The 20930-nt window shown below is 66.7% G+C and carries 22 protein-coding genes; 8 read left to right on the top strand and 14 right to left on the bottom strand.

The features are described from left to right. Positions 1-32 precede the first annotated feature (32 nt). The 3 genes from A5708_RS16215 to A5708_RS16205 form a co-directional block, all read right to left on the bottom strand. Positions 33-1001 (bottom strand): aliphatic sulfonate ABC transporter substrate-binding protein, encoded by a 969-nt coding sequence (locus A5708_RS16215; protein ID WP_065029585.1) that lies wholly within the window; start codon positions 999-1001, stop codon positions 33-35. Continuing rightward, positions 998-1777 (bottom strand): ABC transporter ATP-binding protein, encoded by a 780-nt coding sequence (locus A5708_RS16210; protein WP_081292977.1) that lies wholly within the window; start codon positions 1775-1777, stop codon positions 998-1000. The genes A5708_RS16215 and A5708_RS16210 overlap by 4 nt, the downstream gene beginning before the upstream one ends. Before the next feature lie 138 nt (positions 1778-1915). Then, positions 1916-2197: a hypothetical protein gene (locus A5708_RS16205; protein WP_065029583.1), complete on the bottom strand. Its 282-nt coding sequence runs from the start codon at positions 2195-2197 to the stop codon at positions 1916-1918. Between the two features lie 244 nt (positions 2198-2441). Here A5708_RS16205 and A5708_RS16200 point away from each other — a divergent pair, with 244 nt between their 5' ends. Beyond that, positions 2442-3650 (top strand): MFS transporter, encoded by a 1209-nt coding sequence (locus A5708_RS16200; protein WP_065029582.1) that lies wholly within the window; start codon positions 2442-2444, stop codon positions 3648-3650. A gap of 22 nt (positions 3651-3672) precedes the next feature. On the opposite strand, the gene A5708_RS16195 is transcribed toward A5708_RS16200, so the two are convergent. After that, positions 3673-4710, bottom strand: coding sequence for an LLM class F420-dependent oxidoreductase (locus tag A5708_RS16195; RefSeq protein WP_065029607.1), 1038 nt, complete (start codon positions 4708-4710; stop codon positions 3673-3675). Between the two features lie 11 nt (positions 4711-4721). Continuing rightward, positions 4722-5144: a nuclear transport factor 2 family protein gene (locus A5708_RS16190; protein WP_065029581.1), complete on the bottom strand. Its 423-nt coding sequence runs from the start codon at positions 5142-5144 to the stop codon at positions 4722-4724. A 121-nt stretch (positions 5145-5265) separates the two neighbouring features. Between A5708_RS16190 and A5708_RS16185 the strand changes: the two genes are divergently transcribed. Then, entirely contained in the window at positions 5266-5859 is a 594-nt protein-coding gene (locus A5708_RS16185) for a PadR family transcriptional regulator (RefSeq protein WP_065029580.1), read from the top strand. Here A5708_RS16185 and A5708_RS16180 read toward each other — a convergent pair. The 3 genes from A5708_RS16180 to A5708_RS16170 all read right to left on the bottom strand — a co-directional run bounded on the left by A5708_RS16180 (position 5856) and on the right by A5708_RS16170 (position 11003). Next, a complete protein-coding gene (locus A5708_RS16180; protein ID WP_231117930.1) occupies positions 5856-8822 on the bottom strand; it encodes an aminotransferase class I/II-fold pyridoxal phosphate-dependent enzyme in 2967 nt (988 codons plus the stop codon). The two genes, A5708_RS16185 and A5708_RS16180, sit on opposite strands and share 4 nt — an antisense overlap. Before the next feature lie 141 nt (positions 8823-8963). Continuing rightward, positions 8964-9851, bottom strand: coding sequence for an SAM-dependent methyltransferase (locus A5708_RS16175; RefSeq protein WP_065029579.1), 888 nt, complete (start codon positions 9849-9851; stop codon positions 8964-8966). A gap of 99 nt (positions 9852-9950) precedes the next feature. Next, positions 9951-11003, bottom strand: coding sequence for a ketopantoate reductase family protein (locus A5708_RS16170; RefSeq protein ID WP_065029578.1), 1053 nt, complete (start codon positions 11001-11003; stop codon positions 9951-9953). A 93-nt stretch (positions 11004-11096) separates the two neighbouring features. Here A5708_RS16170 and A5708_RS16165 point away from each other — a divergent pair, with 93 nt between their 5' ends. Continuing rightward, positions 11097-11852 (top strand): haloacid dehalogenase type II, encoded by a 756-nt coding sequence (locus A5708_RS16165; protein WP_065029577.1) that lies wholly within the window; start codon positions 11097-11099, stop codon positions 11850-11852. A 35-nt stretch (positions 11853-11887) separates the two neighbouring features. Here A5708_RS16165 and A5708_RS16160 read toward each other — a convergent pair whose 3' ends face one another. Then, positions 11888-12607: an NUDIX hydrolase gene (locus A5708_RS16160; RefSeq protein ID WP_065029576.1), complete on the bottom strand. Its 720-nt coding sequence runs from the start codon at positions 12605-12607 to the stop codon at positions 11888-11890. 80 nt (positions 12608-12687) lie between these two features. On the opposite strand from A5708_RS16160, the gene A5708_RS16155 reads away from it, so the two are divergent. Next, a complete protein-coding gene (locus tag A5708_RS16155) occupies positions 12688-13581 on the top strand; it encodes an SCO6745 family protein (RefSeq protein ID WP_065029575.1) in 894 nt (297 codons plus the stop codon). After that, complete coding sequence (locus tag A5708_RS16150; protein WP_065029574.1) at positions 13578-13844, top strand: YdeI/OmpD-associated family protein; 267 nt, start codon at positions 13578-13580, stop codon at positions 13842-13844. Before A5708_RS16155 ends, A5708_RS16150 begins: the two co-directional genes overlap by 4 nt. A gap of 36 nt (positions 13845-13880) precedes the next feature. Here A5708_RS16150 and A5708_RS16145 read toward each other — a convergent pair whose 3' ends face one another. The 3 genes from A5708_RS16145 to A5708_RS16135 form a co-directional block, all read right to left on the bottom strand. Continuing rightward, positions 13881-14231, bottom strand: coding sequence for a VOC family protein (locus A5708_RS16145; protein WP_065029573.1), 351 nt, complete (start codon positions 14229-14231; stop codon positions 13881-13883). A 103-nt stretch (positions 14232-14334) separates the two neighbouring features. Continuing rightward, positions 14335-14850 (bottom strand): hypothetical protein, encoded by a 516-nt coding sequence (locus A5708_RS16140; protein ID WP_231117929.1) that lies wholly within the window; start codon positions 14848-14850, stop codon positions 14335-14337. A gap of 145 nt (positions 14851-14995) precedes the next feature. Further along, a complete protein-coding gene (locus A5708_RS16135; RefSeq protein ID WP_065029571.1) occupies positions 14996-15880 on the bottom strand; it encodes a cyclopropane mycolic acid synthase family methyltransferase in 885 nt (294 codons plus the stop codon). 349 nt (positions 15881-16229) lie between these two features. Here A5708_RS16135 and A5708_RS16130 point away from each other — a divergent pair, with 349 nt between their 5' ends. The 3 genes from A5708_RS16130 (at position 16230) to phoU (ending at position 19146) form a co-directional block, all read left to right on the top strand. Then, positions 16230-16805 carry a hemerythrin domain-containing protein gene (locus tag A5708_RS16130; protein WP_065029570.1) on the top strand — a complete coding sequence of 192 codons (576 nt, stop codon included), beginning with the start codon at positions 16230-16232 and terminating at the stop codon, positions 16803-16805. 299 nt (positions 16806-17104) lie between these two features. Then, positions 17105-18436 (top strand): MFS transporter, encoded by a 1332-nt coding sequence (locus tag A5708_RS16125; RefSeq protein ID WP_065029569.1) that lies wholly within the window; start codon positions 17105-17107, stop codon positions 18434-18436. 74 nt (positions 18437-18510) lie between these two features. After that, entirely contained in the window at positions 18511-19146 is a 636-nt protein-coding gene (gene phoU, locus A5708_RS16120; protein WP_065029606.1) for a phosphate signaling complex protein PhoU, read from the top strand. A gap of 9 nt (positions 19147-19155) precedes the next feature. Here the strand turns inward: phoU and A5708_RS16115 are convergent, their stop codons facing one another. Then, the gene (locus A5708_RS16115; RefSeq protein ID WP_065029568.1) at positions 19156-19911 is read right to left on the bottom strand and encodes a class I SAM-dependent methyltransferase; all 756 of its coding nucleotides are present in this window, start codon (positions 19909-19911) and stop codon (positions 19156-19158) included. Beyond that, positions 19908-20891, bottom strand: coding sequence for a methylenetetrahydrofolate reductase C-terminal domain-containing protein (locus A5708_RS16110; protein ID WP_065029567.1), 984 nt, complete (start codon positions 20889-20891; stop codon positions 19908-19910). Before A5708_RS16110 ends, A5708_RS16115 begins: the two co-directional genes overlap by 4 nt. Between the last annotated feature and the right edge of the window lie 39 nt (positions 20892-20930).

The raw sequence follows: 20930 nt of genomic DNA, 5'->3' as shown, positions 1-20930 counted from the left end.
CGGCAACTTGGCCAGCCGCCCGGTCTTCGACGTCAGTGTGCTTGTTGGGCGTACTTCGGCTCGAACAGTGTGCTCAGCGCGTTGCGGCCGGCGTCGTCGGATTTGATATCGCCGTCCGCCACGGCCAGCGGTACGACCCTGGTCAGCACCGCGCGCAGCGAATCGTCCGGCACCGGCGAGATGTCCAATGCCGTTCGGCCCAACTCCTCTTGCGCCACGCTCGGCGGTACCTTCGCCTGCGAGGCCAGCAATGCCGCCAGCTCGGCCGGGTGCTTCGTTGCCCACTTCCGGGCCTCCTCGTAGGTATTGACCACCGACTGCACGGAATCCGGATGGGCGGTGATGAAGTCCTCGCGTGCGTTCAAGACGCCGCCGGAATTGAAATCGGGGTTGCGGTAGATGATGCGGGATCCCTGTTGCTGGATCGTCTCCGCCATGAACGGGTCCAACCCAGACCACGCGTCGACATCGCCGCGCTCCAGAGCGGTTTTGCCGTCGGAATGCTGCAAGTTGACGATCTCGATGTCAGCGGGCGAAAGCCCCACTGTCGCAAGGGATTGCAACAGGAAGAAGTAGGGGTCGGTCCCCTTGGTAACCGCGACCTTTTTGCCCTTCAGGTCAGCCACGGAGTTGATGGGTGAGTTCTTGGCGACAACCAGCGCCGTCCACTCCCCCTTGGCGTATACGTCGACGGTCTTGATCGGCGTGCCGTTGGCCCGCGCCAATAAGGCGGGGGAACCGCCGGTGGAGCCGAAGTCCAGGGCCTTTGACCGTAGTCCCTCGTTGGCCTTGTTACTGCCCTGCGACAGCACCCAGGTGACGTTGTAGCCCTGCTTCTCGAGCAGGTGCTGATCGCGTATGACCAGGCTCAGCGGGTTGTAGTAGGCGTAGTCCAGGTGGAGGTCCTTCGCCGTCGCGGTGCCGTTGCTCGAACCGCAGGCGGACGCCGCGGCGACTACCGCGGCGGTCATCGCCATTGTCGTCAGATACCGCCGCTTCACGACGTTTTCGCCTCCTCATCAATCGCAGACGACGCGGTGGCGCGTCGGGGGACGCCGAGTTCGTCCAATAGCTGATCGCGCAGCGCGGTGATGCGCGGGTCACCGCGGTCGCGTGGCTTGGGAATCGCTACTTCGAATTCCGCGGCGATGCCGGCGCCGCCGATCGCGTCGGCGCGCAGGACCAGCACCCGGTCGGCGAGAATCACCGCCTCGTCCACATCATGGGTGACCAACACGGTGGTGGTACCGGCCTCTTGTTGCACCGTGTCGAGCAGGTCCTGCATCCGCAGGCGGGTCAGCGCGTCGAGGGCGGCCAGCGGCTCGTCGAGCAGCAGAACGCTGGGGCGCCGGGCCAGGGCCCGGGCCAGTCCCGCGCGCTGCGCCATACCGCCGGACACCTGTCGCGGAAAGTGATCGCGAAATGTGGTCAAACCGACGACGTCCAGCCAATGCTGCACCGCCGCGGAACCTTTCGATCGCCCTGTACCCGGTGTCAGACCGAATTCGACGTTGGCCGATAGCGACCGCCAAGGCAGTAGGCGGGGTTCCTGGAACACCACGGCGCAGCGCGGGTCGATCCCCCGGACGGACTCGCCATCAATCTCGATCCGTCCACCGGTGGGTAGGTCGAGGCCGGCGATCAACCGCAGCAGCGTCGACTTGCCGCTGCCCGACGACCCGAGCAGTGCGACAACCTCACCGGGCTCGATCTCGACGTCGACATCGCGCAGCACGGTGTGCGTTCCGAACGTGCGGCTGACGCCACGAAGCGACACCCGTGCCGGCGCCGGGCTGGTCGATATCACCCGCGCAGCCTAGGAAGCTCCCGACGGAGCCGGAAGGGTTCAGGTGGTCATGATTTCAATGGCGGCCCCGGCTCCCGATCGGGAACCGGCTGCGCGCCGCGGCGGCCGTCAGCCGTGGGGCGCCTCGGAGATCTTGGTGTCGGGCTTGCCGAGCGTCTGGCAGTAAGTCATCGCCGAGAGCCGCGTTGCGGAAATCTCCACATTGGTCGGATCGGTGCCGCTCTTGTCTTTGAGCATCTTGCTGACTTCGTCGTTCTGCTTCTTCTCGTCCTGCGTGGTGAAATCCTTGCACTTCGTGTCGCCGCCGGTGTTGATGACCTGTGAGGCCGAACACGCGCTGGACAGCAAGACGGAGACCGCGATCGTGGCTGCCGCAATGTACTTCATCATTTGCCTTCCTGGGTGCGAGTAGTGGTATCAGTACACCAAATCGCCTGATTTCAAACCCCGAAGGGGCCTCCGAACCGGGGTCCGCCGTGTTTGCAGGCGCGCGTTGCACGCTGAAATTCGGGTGACATCGCGGTGCCTGAAGCGGTGTGATCGCGTCGAGCGGGAATAACCGGCCAGGTGACGTCGCGTTCTACATCGTCGGTCGGCCGCGCACGCACGTTGGGTTTGGGAGGGGAGGAGATCGGTGACCTCGTCGAATGTGCGCACCGACAGTGCCCGGTCGACACGCGATCCGGCGAGGACCCAGGCGCTGTTCGCCAGCGTGTTGGCGCTGCTGCTGGCCACCGGGTGGGTCGCCAACCACTTCGTCGGGTTGATGCCGGTGATCAGCGACACCGAGCACCTCAGCACGGCCACGCTCGACGGGATCTTCGGGATTTACGCGCTGGGGTTGCTGCCCGGGTTGCTCGTCGGCGGACGCGCGTCGGACGCGCTCGGGCGCCGGTCGGTGGCGCTGGCGGGGTCCTCGGCTGCCCTGTTGGGGACGGCGGTGATGCTGCTTTCCCAGCACACGGGCGCTCTGCTGCTGGGACGCCTGATCGTCGGGATCGGTGTGGGCCTGGCCATCAGCTCGTGCACCGCATGGGCCTCGGATCTGAGAGGCCCCGCGGGCGCCGCGACCGCCGGAGCGGTGCTGACCGCCGGCTTCGCCCTCGGGCCGTTCGCCGGGGGGTTCATCGTGTTGGCCGGACGACCCGGCATCCGGGCGTCGTTCGGTGTCGCCGCCGCCATTGTCGTGCTGGCAGCGTTGGCTGTCGCCGGTGCGGCCCGGCGCACCGCCGGGCCCGGCACGCCGACGCACTACCACGCGGCACGAACTGCACCGGCGGTGACCAGATTCAGCCGGGCCCTGAGTTGGGCCATGCCGCTCGCGCCGTGGGTATATGCCTCGGCGACACTGGGATTCGTTACTATCCCCACCCGGTTGCACACCGCGCTCGCGGCTCCGATGGCGGCGGGCACGGCCACCCTGATCGTCAACGGTGTCAGCGGTGTCGTTCAAATACTGGCCCGCGCGTTGCGGTGGGGCCCGCAGGCCGGCACGGCGGGTGCGGTGCTGGCCGCGCTCGGCTACGCGACCGCCGCAATCGCACCGCCGACGCTGACCCCGGCGCTGGGCCTACCACTATTGCTTGTCCTCGGCTGCGCGTCGGGACTGTGCCTGCGCGAAGGATTGATCGACCTGGAGGCCGCCGCGCCGCCACACCTGCGCGGCGCGCTGACCGGAGCCTTCTACGTCGTCACCTACGTCGGCTTCGCGCTGCCACTGGTCCTTGCCACCGTAGGGTCCGCGGCCTCGGTGGTGATCCTGTCGGTGATGGCGGTGCTGGCCTCGGTGGCGGCGTTCGCCAGAGCGGTGCGGTTACGGCGGGATAGTCACCGCCAGGACTGATCGGCCCGGACAGCGGTGGCGCTCAAACCAATTGGCGCAGCGTCTCGATCAGCTTGATCCGCTCAGCCGTCGTGGAGGCGATGGGCGCCACGTTGAGGGTGGTGACCCCCGCCTCGCGGAACGCCGCCAGGCGTTCCTTGACGAATTCTCGGGTGCCGATCAGGTTGACGTCACGCACCAGATCGTCGGGCACGACCTTGGCGGCGCCGTCTTTGTCACCGGCCAGGTAAAGCTCTTGAATCCGGTCGGCTTCGGGGCCGTAGCCGTATTTCGTGGCTAGGGCGTGATAGAAGTTCTTCCCCTTGGCGCCCATCCCACCGATATAAAGCGCCAGGTGCGGTTTGACGAATTCCCTTAGCGACTCCACGTTTTCACCGATGGCCAGCACGGGGCCGGCGTAGATGTCGAGCTCACCCAGGCCGGGGTCGCGCTTGGCCCGGCCGGCGGCCAGAGCATCCCCCCACACGTCTCGCGCCTTTTCGGGCAGATAGAAGATCGGCTGCCAGCCCTCGGCGATCTCGGCCGCCATCTCGACATTCTTGGGCCCCAGCGCGGCCACCAATATCGGAATGCGCTCGCGGACAGGCTGATTGATCAGCTTGAGCGGCTTGCCGAGCCCGGTGCCCTGGTCGGCGGGCAGCGGGATCGTGTAGTGCTTGCCCTGGTGTTGCACGGTCTCGCGCCGCCACACCTGGCGGCAGATGTCGATGACCTCGCGGGTCCGGCCGATCGGTGCGTCGTAGGGAACACCGTGGAAGCCCTCGATGACCTGTGGGCCGGAGGCGCCCAGGCCGAGGGTGAACCGGCCGTCGGAGACGTAGTCCAGTCCGGCCGCGGTCATCGCGGTGAGGGTGGGGGTCCGGGTGTACAGCTGCAGGATGCCCGAGGCCAACCCGACGCGTTCGGTGCTCGCGGCCAGGTAACCCAGTGCGCTCACCGCGTCGAACGAATACGCCTCGGGGACAAAGACAATGTCCAGTCCGGCGCGCTCGAGGTCGGCCACTTCGGCGGCCACGTCCTTGAACCCGCCCGCATAATTGATGCTCAGTCCAATCCGCATGGTCATTACTTCTACGCGGTACCGGATTGATTGGCCAATTCGAGCGCCTCCTGCTGGATGCGATCAAACTGGGCACCCATCGCCTCCGACAGTGCCGTCGCGCCCGACAGCGGACGCACCATCACCATGAAGTCGTCGATCAGACCCTCGTCGTCGAAGTGCAGGAAGTCGCAGCCGGTGATCTTCACCCCCGGCGCCCCGGCTATCCCGGTCTCGAACACGAAGGCATGATCGCGCCCGCTCGGGTCGTGAATCTCGCGGATGTAATGGAAGTCCTCGAAGATTCGTAACACGCCGCGCAAGATGGCGGCTGTGATCGGCTTGCCGACGTAGGGCTTGAACGCCACCGGGCTGGTGAAGACCACGGTGTCGGCCAGCATCGCCTGGATGCTCGTCTCGTCGCGCTCTTCGACGGCTTTACGGAACGGGTGCATCAGCGACCTCGCATAGTCAACTAGTTGAGTAGATCGAATCGACGCTAGGACGCCCGTACCCGGAAGTCCAGAGTGCGATTAATCACTTTGTTGATTAGTCGCATCGTTGTAGCATCGACCGATGTCGCTGCGTGACGCGGTGTTGGCCGCCCTCCTCGAGGGTGAATCGTCCGGATACGACCTGGCCAAAGACTTCGACGCCTCGGTCGCGAACTTCTGGCCGGCCACCCCGCAGCAGCTGTACCGCGAACTCGACCGGCTCGCCGAACAGGGTCTCATCCAGGCCCGGATCGTGCAGCAAGAACGCCGGCCCAACAAGCGCATGTTCTCGCTGACCGAAACCGGCCGTGACGCTATCCGGCAGTTCACGGCGAAGGCGCCGAAGCCGTCGGTCATCCGTGATGAATTGCTGGTCAAGGTCCAGGCCGCCGACGCCGGAGACATCGACGCAGTCCGCGAATTCATTCGGGAACGACGGGACTGGGCGAGCGCCAAAGTGCAACGCTACGAACGGCTGCGGACGCGGATGCTGGACGGCCTTGACGAAGCGGAATACCTCGCCCAGGCCGAGCGAGTTGGCCCGTACCTGACGCTGACGCGCGGAATCGCGTTCGAAGAGGAGAACATTCGATGGGCCGCACGCGCGCTGAGTATCGTCGACGCTCGGTTGTCAGCCGGTTCAGCGCGCACCGGGCGGTCACGGCCGGGCCGCTAGCCGCCGGTGAGTTCGCCCGCCCCCGCGACACCACTGCCGCTTGGCGCGACGGGCGCGGTCAGTCCGTCGCCGGGCTGCTGTCGGCCCAGCAGCTCTTCGTGCCCGACCTCGGGCAGGTTGCCGCCCCGATCGGGGCCGTCGCGCTTCGCCGACTTTCTCTTCGGCGCCTTGCCCGATGCGGGAGCGGGCACGGTTTCGGCGAAGCGGTCGCCGTTGGACGCCGGGCCGGCAGGCCGGCTGACCATCTCGATGGCCTTCTCGGTGTAGACGCGGTAGCCGAAATCCGGTAGATACCCGTGGATCTCGGGGGTGTCTAGATCCCGCATGAATTGCAGGATCTCCCGGCTGAACAACTGCCCGGGCACCAGGACCGGAAATCCTGGCGGGTAGGGCGTCACGTAAGTCGCCGACACGACATCGACGCCCGCATCCAGTCGTTCCACCACCTGCTCACCGGTGAGGTATTCGCAGTTGGTGTCGTCGTAGGAGAGGTAGAACCCGCGGCGTACATCTCCCTCGGGCGTCGGTTCGGCTCCGCTGTGATCCCGGAACGCGGGATGAAACCCGCTGAAATCCGCTAGCGGCAAGGGCATTTCGGTGAGGCGGAAGACCGCGCGTTCGAAGTGCTCGCGTTCTCCGAGACTCATTTCGGAAATGGATTGATCCAGCTCGCGGGCGATGTTCACCAGCACTTCCACCAGGAACGCAACCGAGCTGCGGGTGGTGCCGATATTGGTCATGAACAACACGCTGTTGCGCGACGTCTTGTTGATCTGGATTCCGTAGCGGTCCATCAGCTGCTGACGCTTGAAGGTGTCACCGTCATAGCCGGTGAGTCCGATGAACAACGTGATCCGGGACGGATCGAGCACGAACTCGTCTTGATCCCAGGCCGCCATCATGTTGCGCAGACCGGAGCGTAGCGGTTGGGCAATAGCCGATGGTCGGTACTCCTCCGGGATCAAATCCGATGTGCGCAGGCAGCGCATGTACTTGCTCAGCAGTGGGTGGTTGTCGATGGCATCGCGCAGCTGCATTGCGTTTTCGATCTGCCGCTGCACCAGTTCGACGCCTTCCAAGGCCACCTGCCGGCGGCCGAGATCCAGCGACGCGAGGATCTGGTAGTTGGGTGACGTCGACGTGTGCGCCATGTAGGCCTCGTGGAACGGCTCGGCGACCTTCTGGTCGAAATCCTGATCGAAGACGTGGATCATCGATCCCTGCCGCAGCGCGGTGAGCGTCTTGTGCGTCGACTGGGTGGCGTACACGCGTACCCGGGCCCGGGCGGGATCGGGGAGCAGCCGACGGTCCAGGAGGTCGTCGTCGGAGGGGTCGGCGGAACCGGCGGCGAGCTGCTCCTCATAGCGGCTTATGTAGTCGTGATCCCGGAGCCGCTCACGCAGCGCCCGCGCGGCGGCCATGGCCGTACGGGTCCGATAGACGGGGTGGAACCGCGCGAAGGCGAACCAGGCCTCGTCCCATAAGAAGACCAGATCGGGCTTGATGGCGAGGCACTCCTGCATCACGCGCTCTACGTCGTAGACGACCCCGTCGAAGGTGCAGTTGGTCAGCGACATCATCTTGACCCGGTCGAGCTTGCCGGCGCGCCGCAGCGCCAGCAGCTTCGATTTGATCTCCCGCAAGGGCACCGCGCCGTACATCGAGTACTCGTTGAGCGGATACGCGTCCAGATACACCACATTCGCGCCGGCCAGCATCATCCCGTAGTGATGGGACTGATGGCAGTTGCGGTCGAGCAGCACGATGTCGCCCGGTGCCACCAACGCTTGGGTGACGACCTTGTTCGCCGTGGACGTTCCGTTGGTGACGAAGTACGTGTGGCGCGAGCCGTAGGCGTGCGACGCGAGCTGTTGGGCCTCGCGCAGAGGGCCGGTCGGCTCGAGCAACGAGTCCAGGCCACCGCATGTCGCCGACGTCTCCGCCATGAACACGTCCAAGCCGTAGAAACCCACCATGTCTTTGATCCAGTGGGAGTTGACGATCGACTTACCCTGCGAAATCGGGAGCGCGTGAAAGACCCCCGTCGGCCGGTGGCTGTACTGCTTGAGTGCGCTGAAAAAAGGTGTGCGGTAGCGCGCGGCCACGCCTTGCAGGATGGACAGGTGCAGCTCGAGCATGCCTTCGCGGGCGTGGAACACCCGGCGGAAGTACTGGCCCAGTCGCCCGGCGATGTCTTCCACCTCGATCTCGGTCATCAGGTAGAGATCCAGCTCGGGCCGCAATTCCGCCAGCGAGAGCGCCAGGATCTGCGCGCGCTCTTCGGGTGACTGGTGATCGTTCAACTCGTCCGACACCGCGGTGTCGACGAATTCTGACAGCGCCGAGAGGTCCCGCGTCGACTGGTGGGAAAAGCGCCGGCGGATCACGACCGCCTGCAGGTTGACGTTCAGCCGTGCCGCAATCAGGGCCTCATCCCCGCTGGACACCACCACGAGCTCGTAGACGAATTCGTCGTCGGGCCGTCGCCATTTACGAACCTCGTTGCGCAGCACCCGCTCCTGCTCTTCGGTCATCTTCTCCACGACGAGCACTTCGAAATACGGCCGGTCGCGCTGCGTCGCGGGTTGATGCTCGAGGAGTTGCCGCGGGTCGGAAGGGAACATGTCCAGCTCGTCGGCGCCGGCGTTGTCCACGTCTCCCGAGCGGTAGGACTCCGTGGTCAGTGCCCGGTTGATCTGCCCGACCGCCTGCGCGAACTTGTCATAGCTGCCCGCAGCGAAAAGCCTTTGGATACGCGCGAATTGGGGTGCCCCCGGATACGCCCAGTACGGCTCCAGGGTGCTCAGGCGAGCCAGCAGCTCCTGGCAGGCACTCGCCCATTTGTCCTTGAGATCTCCGGTAGTGGTCGGGCGGGTCAGCCGGTCAGCCGCCTCCTCCAGCCGGCACCACGAGTCGCTGCGGACCTGCCAGAGACTGTTGTAAGCGCGCAAGTGTTCTGTCATGGGGGCGGCCCTTTCCCGAAGCGCCGAGACACGTCCGTCCCGATGCGTTGGTCAAGGTTCGCAGAGCCAATCCGCCCCTTGGTGACCAAAGGGCGAACAACGAGCGTCCGTCACATGACAGCCGCAGAGACCGTTCGCCGGTCAGCCTTTGCGGACCGCGGTGAAGAATTTTGTGCGCATCAACCGGTCGAAGACCACGGGCAGCTCCTGGAAGGGCCGTCCATACTCGATGGCCGCCTTGACCAAGTCGGCGCCGGCGACCCGCCAACCACGCTGGGCCAGAAAGTCTTTGGTGTCCGAGCGCGGATCGTCGTACCACAGGTTGGCGACGGCCGGCTGGCCGGTGTCTTGGCTGATGGTGGGGACGTTGTCCGCGAACTCCTGCACTTCACCGGGCGCCGGCCCGAGCTCGGCGGCCAGGTGGCTGCCGACAGCCGACAAGTCGTGCAACTTGTCGAACAGCGCATCCTGCGCTGCCCCAGGAAGATACGGCAGCAAGCCCTCGAGCGCCCACGCCGTCGGTTGGCCGGGGTCGAACCCCGCCGCGATCAGCTCGCCCGCCCAGTCGTCGCGTAAGTCGGTGGCGACGGTGACGCGCCGCGTCGACGGTGCGGCACCCTGGCGGTCGAGAACCTGCTGCTTGAATTCGAGCACGCGCGGTTGGTCGACTTCGAAAAGCGTGTGTCCGGCCGGCCATTCCAGCCGGTACGCCCGAGAATCCAGTCCCGCCGCCAGGATCACCGCCTGGCGCGTTCCGGATCGACTGGCCTCAGCGAAGAACTCGTCGAAGAACCGCGTCCGCACCCCCACCCACTGCGCGTTGAATGCCGCGGCGCTGCTCATGTCCGCATTGCCGACTGCTGCAATAAGATTCGGTTCACCGGCGGCGGTCACGAATCCCGCGGCGAAGGCGTCGTTCGCCAGCGGCGGTCGCAGGGCCGCGTCGAGGGCACGCGCCGCGCAAACGGCCAGCGCGGTGAAGCCGACACTCGTCACGATATCCCAGGTGTCACCGGCACTTCGGGCCACAACGGCCTCCAATCCAATCATCGAATGAGCCGCGGAACTTTCGTTCGCACGGCTAACGATATGGTACGCCTTGCGGCGGCCCGGTGCATCGTGGCCCGATCAGGCCTGCGATGTGGCGCTCGCGTCGATTCCCAACACTTGGGCCAGCTGGGCCGCCGTGTAGCGGCCCGGTCCCGCCCCCTCGCGCACCGCGACGCGGACCGCGCGCGCTACCGCGGCATTCAGCGGCGCTGCGATGCCATGGCGGTGTGCGATTCGGACGATCTCGCCGTTGAAGAAGTCGGTCTCCACGTTGCCGGTGTTGCGGGTGAACGACTGCCAGGTGGAGTTGCTCGACCCGTTGTCCCACCCGGGAACCGGACGGATGGTCGGTCCGTCGGCACGCACCGCTTTCGAGGTTTCGAAGGAGACGAATTCGATACCCGCATAACGCAACACGTCTTCGCCCTCGGCGCGCAACGCGGCCAGGATCCTGCCGGCATCGCTCGCTCCGGCGGTCAAGGCCCCAACCCCGTTTCCCAGGTTGCTCAGTAGCTTGTTGTATTTCCAAGGCGCGACGTCGGGCGTGACCCGGGTGCGGATGCCCGCCGCGCTCCAGGTCTCGGCGAGCGCGGTCACAAGGTCGGCATCGGCCGCGGTTGTGACCGCCGCGGGCCACCGTGCGAGGTGAAACTGGCCGGCGATCGGCCAGGACCGGACGATCACCTCGCCGGGTTCCAGGTGTACGGCCGGCAACCACACGCAGATGCCGAATACGCGCGCGAAGTAGCGAAGCGCTTTCTCCTCGGCGGCAACACCATTGAGTGCGGTCATCGCCGGGAGCAGTTCGCCCGCGGTGCCGTCCGTCCCCTGTACCGGCCGGTCCACCCACTCCTGCAGGGCCGCGTCGAGTTGCTGCGTTTTCGTCGTGAAGACCAGCACGTCGTGCTCGGTCAGATTCACCTGCTCGGGGCGCGACGCGACCGAGACCGGTGTGCGGAACGCGCCGTCGGGCGTCCTCAGTGTCAGACCGTCGGCAGCCAGCACCTCGGCATGGCGGCCACGGGCGACCAAGACCGCGGGGGTTCCGGCGCGCGCCAGCAATCCGCCCAGGGTGCCGCCGATGGCGCCGGCGCCAACGATCACGTATCGGCGTACGTCGGAAGCCGGCATTGCCACGCCCTCTCGGTGAAGTTGCAATCCTCAACGGCGAGATTACGTGTCGCCGCCCGGCCACGCCGCCGCGCGCGGCGTTAGCCTGAGGAAATGACCGCTTACCGCTCGCCCTCGACCGGCCGCGCAGTGCGCGCCGTTTTGTTCGACACCTTCGGAACGGTCGTCGACTGGCGCTCCGGGATCGCGGCCTCGGTAGGGCAATTCGCGCACCGGCACCAGCTCAACCTCGACGCGAGCGCGTTTGCGCTGGAGTGGCGCGGCCGCTACCTCCCGTCAATGGCCGAAGTCCGCTCGGGCTTCCGGGAATTCGTGTCGCTGGATGTCTTGCATCGAGAGAACCTGCTCGCATCGTTTGAGAAGTTCGGCGTCGACGCCGAGGCGCTGCCCGGCGGGGAGGTGGACGCCTTGGCCCGGTCGTGGCGCTGGCTGCCACCGTGGCCGGACAGCGTCGAGGGCATCGCGGCCATGAAGCGGCACGTGATCGTCGGGCCGCTGTCCAACGGCAACACCGGACTGCTGGTCGATATGGCGAAGTACGCCGGCCTGCCGTGGGACGTGGTGCTCGGTTCCGATGTCAGCAAAGCCTTCAAGCCCGACCCGCGCGCCTACCAGGCGCCCACGCAATTGCTGGGCCTGGATGCCGGTGAGGTGATGCTGGTGGCGGCACACCCCTCCGACCTCGAGGCGGCCCGGACCAGCGGGCTGGCCACCGGTTTCGTCGCGCGCCCAGACGAATACGGGCCGGGCCGGCCGACGGATCCGACGCCCCCGGGCGCCTGGGATGTCTCGGGCGCATCGCTGATCGAATTGGCGACGTCGCTGTTCGGGACGCCGGACCAACGCTGACGTCAGTCACCCCCGCTGGAGGCGTTGGGGGATGGCTACTTCCAGGCGAAGACCGGCTGTTCCAACTCATCCACCGGGTCGGCGCGCCCTTCCAGACCCAGCCAACGCAATTGCAGCAGAACTGCGCCGGTCGGGGCGTGGATGAGGTCGTTGCCCAGCGGGATCTGCACGACCGGTCGCGGGCTTTCCGGAATGGTGATGAATCGCGGCGAGTCGTCGCGTTGGAGTTGATGCAGCCCCACCCGGTACACGGCCACGACCTCGTCGGGCGCGGGTCGGAGCTCGAGCCGTCCCCCTCCCCAGACCACCACCGGGGTGATCACATACCCGGACCGGGTGGGGTAGTCGTCGAGCAGTCCCAGCACGCTCGAATCGGACAGCTCGATGCCGACCTCCTCCCGCAATTCCCGCAGCGCCGCGTCGACCGCCGTCTCGCCCGGATCGAGCCGGCCGCCGGGCAGCGCCCATTGCGCCGCATGGGAGCTGAGCCGAGATGCCCTGCGGCACAGCAAGAAAGCGGCACCTCCGGATACGTCGACCATGCGGCCGTCCAAATGGGCAGCGGGCATCGCGCGCCCGCCGTTCCACTGGTCCACCGACACCGGATCGACCCGGTCCTCCCCTATCTCCGAATCCACCAGGACCACCGCGACGGCCGCATGCCGCTTCGTCGGATCGGTGACCGCGCGGCGGTGGTGGCCGGCCAGGTTGTTCCGAATCCGCTCGCGCAATGGCCGGTCATACGGGATGGTCACTTCTCGAGCCTAGGCTGAGGCGCTTTTCGGGCCGCAGGTCCGTGCTTGGTCGTGGCGGGAGCCAGTGGTTAACTGCGAGCATGCGACGACAACCGGCCCTGGCCCGACGCTTCTTCGATCGCTACGAGCCGGTGCACGCGGTGACGTACTTCGCGCCCGAGGCGCGGGCGGCGTTGGACGCGCTGGGCTACCGGGGTTTCTGGATGGGCTATTTCGCGGCCCGCTCGGCGCCGTTGGGTGCGGCACCCCGCGAGGTGGTGAGCGCGATCTTCTACAACTTCGCACCCGAACGGGTCGCCAAGGCGCTGCCGGCGGCATGGGAGATCGCGGGCCCGCAGGCCGCTTTGCAGGCCCGGCAAGAGTCCGCGGCGGCCGCGCTGCGCCGCTATGGTCTGGGTTCGGACGAAAACATCCGCGTTGCAGCCGAACTGGCGGGCCGGGCGGCGCGTCATGCTCCGCTCGACGCGCGTCCGCTGTTCGCCGCGAACCTGGCGCTGCCCTGGCCGGACGACCCGTTGTCCGCGCTGTGGCACGCGGCGACGCTGCTGCGCGAGCAGCGCGGCGACGCGCACGTTGCCGTGCTGGCCGCGGCCGGCATCTCCGGCCGCGACTCCAACGTCTTACACGCCGCGGCGGGCAACGTCTCGCGCGATTACATCGCCCGCACCCGCGACTACGACGAGACCACTTGGCGTCACCACGAACAACGGCTCGCCGAGCGTGGGCTGCTCAACGACGACGGAACACTGACGCCGTCCGGACGGGAATTGAAGGACCACATCGAATTGACGACCGACACGCTGGCCCTGTCCGCGCTCGAGGCGCTCAGCGACGACGAGGTGGAGACGCTGTTCCAGGCCCTCACCCCGATTACCCGCGCCGTGGTCGCGGGCGGCGATGTCCCCGCTCTCACCCCGATGACATTGCGCCGCGACGAATTACACGACGACAGCGCGCATTTGGTGAGCCAATGAGCGGCCCGCGGGTGCCCGGCGGTGTCGTGCACAGATTACCTGCGGACCTGCGCGAGTCGCTCATCGGCAACGCGACCGCGCTCGCTGCCTGGCGCGACATCACCCCACTGGCCCGAAACGAGTTCATCTGTTGGGTCGAGGATGCCAAGCAGCAGGCGACCAGGGAACGCCGCATCCGCCGGACCCAGGAGGAGCTGGAAGAAGGCAAGCGGCGGCCCTGCTGCTGGCCGGGCTGCAAGCACCGCGAGCGCACCGGAAAGTAAACGCGCAGCGGCACTCTCGAAGTACGGGCGCTGCTATCAGCCCAATGGCGTGTAGAACACCAAGCCGTTGCCCTTGTTGTCATAGACCACGGCGCGTCGTTCATGGGCATCGTCATAGGGGCCCTTCACGATGCCGCCGCCGCTGGCCTCGACGGCCTTCGCGGCCGCATCGACGTCCGCGGTCTTGATGCCGACCACGACCTGCCCGGGGATGGGGTGGTCGACCACGGTCGCCAGCGCCAGCGTGACCGGGCCCGCGTCGAGGGCCGCGAAGTGCGCGCCATCACGAAACTTCAGTGGCATGGCCAAGGTCTCGCCGTAAAATTGGATCGACTCATCCAGGTCGTCGGTCGACAAGATGATCATCTTTGCTTCGTGCCCGCCCATGGCGCCTCCTGTTTCCGGATCGCTACCAGACTAGGCCGGGCGCGCATACCCGAGGTGAGCGGTCGATACAGGCGGATGGAAATGTCGGTTCCGAAGCTGAACCTCAGGCGGCGCCGGCTGGAACCGTTTGCCCGTCAAGGTAATCCATCGGCGGAGCCTCACCGTGCCCCGCGCCGCGGTAGGCCACCGCGGTGGCCAGCGCCGTACCGCCCTCGATCGTCCCGACCACAACGACCTTGTCATTGACGGTGAAATGCGGGGCGGCGGTGATGGGTTGGCGTGCGCCATGCGTGACGACGGTGGTGTTCGGGGTGAAGTGGTAGGTCTGGGTGTGGCCGTCCGCGCCGCGCATGGTCACCGAGTCCGCTGACACGGCCACCACGGTGCCTTCCTGACTGACCGGCTGCGCGACGGCCGGCGGCTCGAGACTGGCGGTGACACTGCGCTTCTCGTACTGGCCTCCGTTGAGCACCAACGCTGTCAGGCAGGCGGCACACAACAGCGCAGCGGAGATGATGTCGCATACCTTCGCGGCACCGGACAGGCCGCGTCGCTGACCGCGATCGGTCGACGTCGGCCTTTGCTGCGGTGACTCCGGCATGCGGTGTTTGGCGCTCACGGTCGGTCCTTCCAGCGGCGTTGCGCCGAAGGAAACCGGCACCCACCGAATCAGGTTGTTGCCGTGGAATTACCCGCGAAGATGCACCGGTAAACCGCACTCCGGCCAACCGGGAAGCGCGATCGGCCTGGAAGTCGACTTGCCGTCAGCCCTTGGTCAGGGTGAACTGCGCGACGTCGGTGTAGCCCTCGCGGAACAGGTCCGCACATCCGGTCAGGTACTTCATGTACCGGTCGTAGACCTCTTCGGACTGAATCGCGATGGCCTCGTCGCGGCGCGCCTCGAGAGCGGCCGACCAGGTGTCGAGGGTGCGGGCATAGTGCAGGCGCAGTGGCTGAATCAGCTTCACACCGAAGCCGGCACGCTCGGCGTGCTCCACGACACCCTTGGCCTGCGGTAGGTCGCCGCCCGGGAAGATCTCGTCCATGATGAATTTCATGAAGCGCAGTTTGGTCATGGTGATGGGCAGGCCGCGCTCCGCGAATTCCTCGTCGCTGGGCTTGATGATGGTGTGCAGCATCATGACGCCGTCGGCCGGTAGCGCCTCGTAGGCCTTTTTGAAGAATTCGTCGTACCGGTCGCGCCCGAAGTGCTCGAAGGCGCCGATCGACACGATTCGGTCGACCTTCTCGTCGAACTGCTCCCAGCCCTGCAGCAGTACGCGCTTGGACCGCTGCGAGGGGTGGCCGTCCAGGCGGCGCTGCACGTGTGCCTGTTGATTGCGGCTGAGCGTGAGGCCGACGACGTTGACGTCGTAGTTCTCCAGGCCGCGGACGATCGTGGTACCCCACCCGCACCCGATGTCGAGCAACGTCATGCCCGGCTGCAGTCCGAGCTTGCCCAGCGAGAGGTCGACCTTGGCGTACTGCGCCTCTTCGAGCGTCATATCGTCGCGCTCGAAATACGCGCAGCTATAGGTCCGCGTCGGGTCCAGGAAGAGCGCGAAGAATTCGTCGGACAGGTCGTAGTGCGCTTGTACGTCCTCGAAATGCGGTTCCAAGCTGACGGCATCGCCGGGTTTTTCGGACAAGGCACAACCTCTGACTGATTCTTATTGGTTTACGGGTGCGATCGAACCTGATCGCCGAACTGACCGCCCCAGTGTATCCGCCCGGATAACCGCGCCCTCCCGGCGAGTTCCTGTTCAGGGCCACGGCGCCGACAGGGGCGGGGCCGGGGGTGTCGCTGGCGACGCACGGCCATCAAAGGGCTTACGCGTGCGTCAAATTGGTGATTCGATTGCGGCGCAGAGCAACTGAGTCAAAGGTCGCGAGCCAGGGCGCTAACCCGGTTGACGGATCCCGCGTCGCGTTGTTACCTCAGCTGGTAAACGGGGTAAGCCCCGGCTGACCGGGATCCAGAGAGGCGGGACTCTGAAGATGGCAGACATCACCAGGCTGATCCTGGCCGACCACGAGTGGTTCCGCGAACAGTTCGCGCGCCTGGACGATCTGCAGGCCCAGCGCCCCGACGACCAGGCCGCGCTCGAGCGAGTATGGGGTCCGCTCGCCGACAAGCTCGACGTGCACGCCTACATCGAAGAAAAGATCTTCTATCCGCAGTTGCTGAAACGCGGGGGTGACGACGCCGAGGGCGAGACCCTCGACGCGATCGGCGATCACAACGACATTCGCGACGGTGTGCGCGATGCCAACGCCGCCGCGCCGGGCAGCGAACAGTGGTGGGCCGCCGTCGGGCGCACCCGGGAGGCGAACGACGATCACATGGGCGAGGAGGAACGCGAAGGGTTGTCGGACTTCCGCCGCAACGCCCCGATCGGGCTCCGCGACGCGCTGGGGCGTCAATACCGCGAGTTCATGGCCGAGCACCCGACCACCGAGGGGCTGCCGATCACCGATCGTGACCCCCAGGGTTACGTCGAGCAGTTCGAGGACTCGCCGCCGTCCAAAGCCGCCGACTTCTCGCTGCGCATCGGGAGCCTGAAAGGCCAGTGAGCCACGCCGCGCGCGAGCCGACGTGACGCGAATAACCAAATTCGGCTCAGGAGCCGGCGCGATGTCGTCGTCCTCGGCATCGGCGATGCATGCCTAGCTGGCATTTTCCGTCACCGACCGCGTCGGCCCACGGCAGGGCCGGATGATTGCGGCGGGCTCCGGGTAACCCGGAAAACCGGCTTATTACCCGACCCCGCCGGTTCGTCCCGGGAATGTTTCGGGTAAGCCATCATTCGATGGGTACTCGAGGCCGCCGGAGGAAATGGACCCGTAAAGACATCAGGGTCGCCGATCCGGCAATGCGGCAGACCATCATGGGTACCGCCATCGGCAACTTCATGGAGTGGTACGACTTCGGGGTCTACGGCTACATCGCCACCACGATCGCCCAGGTGTTTTACCCCGGCAAGAGCGTCAGCGGCGTCCACCTCATCGCGACATTCGGCACGCTGGCGGCGGCGTTCGTCGTGCGCCCGCTCGGCGGATTCATCTTCGGCCCGCTGGGCGACCGCATCGGACGTCACCGGGTGCTGGTGGTCACCATCCTCATGATGACGGTGAGCACCACCATGACCGGCCTGCTGCCCACCTACAGCACGATCGGTATCTGGGCGCCGATCCTGCTCGTCATCGCACGAGTCTTTCAGGGCCTGTCGACCGGCGGCGAGTACGTCGGCGCGATGACCTATCTCGTCGAGCAGGCCCCCGACCACAAACGCGGCATGATGGTCGGCTTCTTGCCGATGGGCAACCTGGTCGGATTCGTCCTCGCCGGGTTGCTGGTGACTGGCCTACAGACCTGGCTGCCGGACGACGACATGCTGACGTACGGCTGGCGTATTCCGCTGTTGCTGGGGCTGCCCTTCGGCCTGGTCGCCCTGTACCTACGGCTTCGGCTCAAGGAGTCCTCCGCCTACCAGAGCGCGCACGACGATACGCCCGCGTCGGGCGGGCAAGGACCGCGGCAAATTCTGCGCATGGTCGCGGCCCAGTGGCGCCCGATGCTGATCTGCGCGGCGCTGGTACTGACCTCCCAGGTCGCCGACTTCATGCTCACCGGGTACCTGCCCACGTACCTCAGACTCTTCGTGCGCGTCGGGCACACCGCCGGACTGGTCATGATCGTGTCGACGTTGGCGATCCTGATGGTCACCGTGGTGCTCGTCGCCAGCCTGTCCGACCGCATCGGCGTCAAACCCATCATGTGGACGGGCTGCGGGCTGCTGATCGCGGCCTCCGTCCCGGCGTTCCTGCTGATCCGCTTCGGCGGCGTGTATCCGGTGATTTTCATCGGCGTGCTGCTGATCGGCCTGATGGAACTCTGCTTCGACAGCACCGGGCCGGCCATGCTGCCGGCCTTGTTCCCCACCAACGTGCGCTACGGGGCGCTGGCGATTTCCTACAACATCTCGATCTCCCTCGTCGGCGGCATCACGCCGCTGATCGCCCAGGCGCTGGTCTCGGGTACCGGCAACGTGATGGTGCCGGCCTACATGTTGATCTTCGCCGGCGTGGTGGGAGCCATCACGCTGCTGTTCACCCCCGAAGTCGCCGGCAAGCCGTTGCCGGGCTCCGGACCCGCCGTCGAAACCGAGCGGGAGGCACGCGCGCTCGCCGAGGACATCCGCTAGCGGGCAACGCGGAAGGAACTTCAGCCGTTGTGCGCGGCGACGTTTATTTCGCGGAGACGGGTTATTCGATGAAGATGAGGACCGGTTTCCACCAGCAGCTGGACACGCTGACCGGCCAGCTCGCGGACATGTGCGCGATGGCCGCCGAGGCGATTTCACAGGCGAGCGAAGCGCTGCTGGAAACCGACCTGGCGGGGGCCGAATCCGTCATCGCCCGCCACGGCAGCATCGTCGCCCTCGACGCGCACGTCGAGGAGACGGCGTTCGCGTTGTTGGCGTTGCAAGCGCCGGTGGCCACCGACCTGCGCGCGGTCGTCAGCGCCCTCCGGATCGCCGCGGATGCGCGGCGGATGGTCGAGCTGGCCGTGCACATCGCCGAGATCGCCCGCCGCCGTCACCCCCACCCAGCCGTGTCCGCCGAGGTGCGGCCCTACGTCGCCGCCATGGGTGAGACGGCCGAGGCGCTGGCCCTCGGGGCGCGGCAGGTGTTGGTGTCGCAAGACCCGCGGGAGGCGGCCGAAATTCGCCACGACGACGACGCGATGGACGAGTTGCACGACCGGCTGCTGGCGCTGCTGATGGATCCCGCGTGGACGCAGGGGGTCGCCGCCGCCGTGGACGCCACCCTGTTGGGCCGGTTCTACGAACGCTTCGCCGACCACGCCGTCCAGATCGCCCGCCGGGTCATCTTCCAGGCCACCGGGCGCTAACCGATCCGCTCAGGCGTGACGCAGCACCAACAACTCGCCGGTCAAGGTTCCATTGCCCAGCAGCCGCCCGATCCGCGAACTCTGACGTTCGGCCAACTGCCAGGCGTCAGTGTGTCCGTGCCGCTCGCCGAGGACGCTCTCCACGGTCTTGACGCGTCGGTTCCATGTGTCGGCGATCGGCGGAAGAGCCGCTGTGCCGAGCCACTGCTCGACGTGCAGTGACGCCCCTGCCAACAGCTCACGCAATCCGCCGGGCGTGGGAAAGTGATTGCCTTCCAGAGCGTTTGACGGTACGTCGCGGCGTGCGACGAAAACCAGTAAGCCAATGCGCCCGCCGGGCCTTACGACGCGGCGCAACTCCATGAGCAACGCGAGCTGATCCGTCGTCGTGCACAACACTCCCAACGACCAGGCGGCGTCAAAGCTCGCGTCCGTCATCGGCAGGGCCGATCCCAGTGCGCACACCACCGGGAAGCCGAACAGTTTCCGCGCCGCGCGGCAGGCGCCCGTTTCGGGCTCTACGAGCACGGGCCGCACCGCGCCGGATTGCGCGGCGTACGCGGCAGGCCCCCCGACACCGGCGCCGGAATCCAACAGCGTCGTATCGGGCGCCAGCGCCATCCGCTCGATGAGCCAGTCGAGCGCGGCCGGACTCCCGCTTCCCCGGCAGCCGGCCGGGAGGTGGTACTCGGGCCCGAGCTCAGCCGCGACCTGCGCGGTCCACTCGGCGACGGTATCGAATTCGGCCTCCATCGCGTCCGTCATAAGCGCCGCTCCCCCGCCAGGATTCGACGACCGACCTCCGCCTTGATCTGTGCGCCGACGCGAGGGCCGGACGCGGACGCCAGCCCGGATAGGTTGACGCCCTCGACGCCCTCGATCGACAGCAGCACTCGCGCCTCGCTCACCGCCGCCGCGATTCCGGTGGCCACCGGATCCGGAGCGCTCAAAACACGTTGTGTCACAGCGGGATCGAGCTCAAGCCCGGGCAAGCCTTCCAGCACCGCGGCCGAGATGCTGTCGGTGAAAACCGCTACCGCCGCGATCACCGGGATCGTCAGCCCGGCCGATTGCGCCTTCCTCATGAAGTCGGCGACCATGTCCGGGAAAGGCACGTGATTCAGGACGGCCAGACTTGCTCCGGCGCATTGCTTTTCGACCAGACGAGCGGGTCGATGGTGCACGGGCGGGGCGGTCGGAGTCTCGGGCACCGCTGCGGTCATGCCGACCGAGGCGGCCAGCGACACGAGGCGGGGCCCGTCGAGGTCGAATGTCTGCGTGACGTCTGGGCGCACGTCGTATCCGCGCCCGTCACCGGTCACGCATAACACGGTGTCGACATCGATGCTGCGCAGTCCCCGCAACTCCTGCTCGAGCACCACGCGGTTGCGGTCCCGGCACGACAGGGTGATCCACGGTGTCACGCCGGCGTCGAGCAGCAGCGACGCCATGAGCGTGGGCGGGAAGTCGGGCTTGTTCTGGTGCTCGCCGACGAGGACGGCGTCGCACCCGGATGCCAGGATGGCCGCCGTCGCCGCGATGTCGTCGGGATCGAAGGGAGTGGCGCTGAAGTCCGTGAGCACCCGCGGGGCACTCACCGGACGGGGTGCGGGTCTATGGCCCGACCACGGCACCACATCGTCGAACACGCAAGGACCCGGCCGCATCTCGCACTGCCCATCCGGCCGCACGCCGCCGCACGGCCCGTACTCCATCCGCTTGGGACATCCCGAATCCGCCGGCATCTCACCCCCTTGAGCGTCAATACCCAAACGAACCCACAC

The sequence above is a fragment of the Mycobacterium colombiense genome, from assembly GCF_001672755.1.
Classification (GTDB): domain Bacteria; phylum Actinomycetota; class Actinomycetes; order Mycobacteriales; family Mycobacteriaceae; genus Mycobacterium; species Mycobacterium colombiense_C.
This window is presented reverse-complemented; position numbering and strand designations above follow the sequence as displayed.